This is a genomic window from Corynebacterium striatum ATCC 6940, assembly GCF_000159135.1.
Lineage (GTDB): Bacteria > Actinomycetota > Actinomycetes > Mycobacteriales > Mycobacteriaceae > Corynebacterium > Corynebacterium striatum.
Genome location: NZ_GG667520.1, coordinates 164168 through 167228, shown reverse-complemented (window position 1 = coordinate 167228; position 3061 = coordinate 164168). Strand labels below are relative to the sequence as shown.

Genomic DNA, 3061 nt, shown 5'->3' with positions numbered 1-3061 from the left:
CCCTGGTCACATGCTTCGTACTTTTCAGCTTGCGTGCAAGAGCGTGAAAATCAGGCTGGTCGTAGGACATCGTCCGCTTACTCCGGCCGTCGCTGAATCGATCATCGAACCATCCCGGTGGAAGCTGACGGAAACGCTCTGGAGTTAGTGCCTCATCGTTGATGACTTTCTTTGCGCGGGATACTTCTCGTCGTGAACATCCCAATGCGTGTGTGATCTGCGCGTAGCTAGCACCATCAAGGCACATCGCGATGATCTGTTTGAAGTTGGCCACAAGGACCAGCTCCTTCCAAGTAGATGTTGACGCGACACCACCGGATTGTGGTGTCGCCAGCATCAACTATGAAAGAAAACCCCTTGCAGTACCGGGTACGTGGAACACCGGTACCAACTACGCGGACTCGCGGTACCAACTACCCCAAATCGACACCAGGTGCGGCGCCTGGGTTTTTCCAAGATGCCATTTGTTGGACGCCATCTGCCCCCATACCCCGCGCGAAGCTTGTGGTGGATACGACCGGTTGGCGCTGAACAAGCTTTAGGCCATGATGACGGCCGTGCCGGTGGCGCGATCGTGAAGGCCGCGGCCGTCGGTATCGACCATTGCGGCCGGAAAGAGGAAGCCGGTGAGGATGGTGCGCGCTGCCGCGCGCCAGAATCCCACGCGCTCACCGGGGACGTCGAGACGCGCCACGCCCATGCCGAGCACCAACATGCCGGGGGTGCGTGCGAAGAGCCAGCCACAGATAATGCCGACGAGGACCCACAGAGCATAGCCCAAGAACGCCGCACCGCCGAGCGCGTCGGTGAACATGATGATCAGGTTGGCTAGCAACATGCACATGATCCAGTCGATGAGCACAGCGCCCGCGCGGCGTGCCACCGGCGCCAACGCACCAGCTCCCTTTTCGGGGAGCCCAAGCTTTTCACCAGGCCACTTTCCTGGGCCCTCAAAATCATCATTTTCACCTGGAATCTCGGGCCCATCGAGCCATGTTCGCTTATCCGCCATGCTGACTAATCTAGCGCCCCAGCTGCCACAAGCGAAAACCAAAAAAGTTCTCCCAAAATACCTATTGATCGATGGGCTATCGTCCGAGCGCCAATCAAAATAGGTAAACTCACTAAAAGAACATTTTTCTAAACCCTGAGGAGACAAAACAGTGTCTTTCGAGTCCGTCCAGGAGATCGTCAACTTCATTGAGGCAGAGGACGTAGAGTTCGTCGATATTCGCTTCACCGACGTCCCCGGTACCGAGCACCACTTTTCCATTCCGGCATCTGAATTCACGATGGAAGCAGCTGAAGAGGGCCTAGCATTCGACGGCTCCTCGATCCGCGGCTTTACCTCCATCGATGAGTCTGACATGACCCTGCTGCCAGACCCAGCAACCGCCATAGTGGACCCATTCCGCTCCTCCAAGACGCTGAACATCAAGTTCTTCGTCAACGATCCTTTCACCTTGGAGCCCTTCTCCCGCGACCCACGCAACGTCGCAATGAAGGCCGAGGAGTATCTCGCCTCCACCGGTATCGCTGACGTCTGTAACTTCGGCGCTGAGGCAGAGTTCTACCTTTTCGACTCCGTGCGCTACTCCACCGACGTCGAGCACGGCTTCTACGAGGTAGACACCGACGAGGGTTGGTGGAACCGCGGCAACGAGGCCGACTTCGATGGCAATCCAAACACCGGCTACAAGACCCGCATTAAGGGTGGTTACTTCCCCACCGCGCCCGTCGATAAGCACGGCGAAATCCGCGACGCAATGGTACGCAACCTGCAGGAGGCAGGATTTACCATCGAGCGTTTCCACCACGAGGTCGGCGGTGGCCAGAACGAGATCAACTACCGCTTCAACTCCCTGCTGCACGCGGCTGATGATATCCAGACCTTCAAGTACATCATCAAAAACACCGCTGCTTTGTACGGCAAGTCCGCAACCTTCATGCCAAAGCCACTGGCTGGCGACAACGGATCCGGTATGCACGCCCACATGTCTCTGTGGAAGGACGGCAAGCCGCTGTTCTACGATGAGGCAGGCTACGGTGGCCTCTCCGACATCGCTCGCTACTACATCGGCGGTATCCTCCACCACGCACCGGCTGTTCTGGCGTTTACCAACCCAACCCTGAACTCCTACCACCGCCTTGTGCCGGGCTTCGAGGCTCCAATCAACCTCGTTTACTCCCAGCGCAACCGCTCTGCGGCGATCCGCATTCCGATCACCGGCTCCAACCCAAAGGCAAAGCGCATCGAGTTCCGCGCACCGGATCCATCGGGCAACCCATACTTCGGTTTCGCAGCCATGATGATGGCTGGCTTGGACGGCATCAAGAACCGCATCGAGCCGCACGCACCGGTCGACAAAGACCTTTACGAGCTGCCACCGGCAGAGCAGGCTTCCATCCCGCAGGCACCAACCAGCCTTGAGGCTTCCCTGCGCGCTCTGGAGGAGGACAACGAGTTCCTGACCGAGGGCGACGTATTCACTGAGGATCTCATCGAGACCTACCTGCAGTACAAGAACGAAAAGGAAATCGCTCCTTCCCGCCTGCGCCCGACGCCGCTCGAGTTTGAAATGTACTACGACTGCTAAACCCTCTGTTTAGAGCTACCACCCGCGCTTTTTGGGCGCGGGTTCTGGCGTTTTAGCAGGCTTTCGACTCCGATTCTTTGCGAGCTTACAATCAGCGGCGCCGGCCCCCTCATCTCAGTAGAAAATGAATTCAGCGCGTTAAGGTGAAGGTTATGCCTTTAACCTTTGTTTCCTTGGCCCAAGCAAACATGCCTGCGATCAGGGAGATTCTCGTGCCTTTGCCGCGCGATGGCATCTTTCTTCTAACCTCAACGCTGCTACTGGAGACCTCCTTCCCCGGCGCGCGTGACTTCTATGCCACCGCTTGGCGCTACGCCTATTCCGACTGCGAACTCTTCTTTGCGCTCGCTTCCCGCGGTGAACTGCTCATCACCGTCGACGACGCCGTCCTAGTCTGCGTTGACTCTTCGCATCCGTGGACCTCCTACGAGGAGGTCTTCGACTCCATCGCCTCCGGCCGCATC

At 57.7% G+C, this 3061-nt stretch carries 4 protein-coding genes; 2 read left to right on the top strand and 2 right to left on the bottom strand.

The features are described from left to right. Together HMPREF0308_RS03100 and HMPREF0308_RS03095 are read right to left on the bottom strand one after the other, a co-directional pair. The coding region (locus HMPREF0308_RS03100; RefSeq protein ID WP_169305109.1) for a helix-turn-helix domain-containing protein at positions 1 to 274 on the bottom strand (274 nt) is incomplete at its 3' end. A gap of 264 nt (positions 275 to 538) precedes the next feature. Continuing rightward, positions 539 to 1012, bottom strand: coding sequence for an RDD family protein (locus HMPREF0308_RS03095; RefSeq protein WP_005528613.1), 474 nt, complete (start codon positions 1010 to 1012; stop codon positions 539 to 541). A 151-nt stretch (positions 1013 to 1163) separates the two neighbouring features. Here HMPREF0308_RS03095 and glnA point away from each other — a divergent pair, with 151 nt between their 5' ends. Then, positions 1164 to 2597, top strand: coding sequence for a type I glutamate--ammonia ligase (gene glnA, locus HMPREF0308_RS03090; protein WP_005528611.1), 1434 nt, complete (start codon positions 1164 to 1166; stop codon positions 2595 to 2597). Between the two features lie 152 nt (positions 2598 to 2749). Next, positions 2750 to 3061: hypothetical protein (locus HMPREF0308_RS13855; protein ID WP_005528608.1), on the top strand; the 312-nt coding region annotated here is incomplete at its 3' end.

Coding starts and splice junctions, on each gene's coding strand:
- HMPREF0308_RS03095 (WP_005528613.1), bottom strand. CDS start 1,012: ATGGCGGATAAGCGAACATGGCTCGATGGGCCCGAGATTCCAGGTGAA.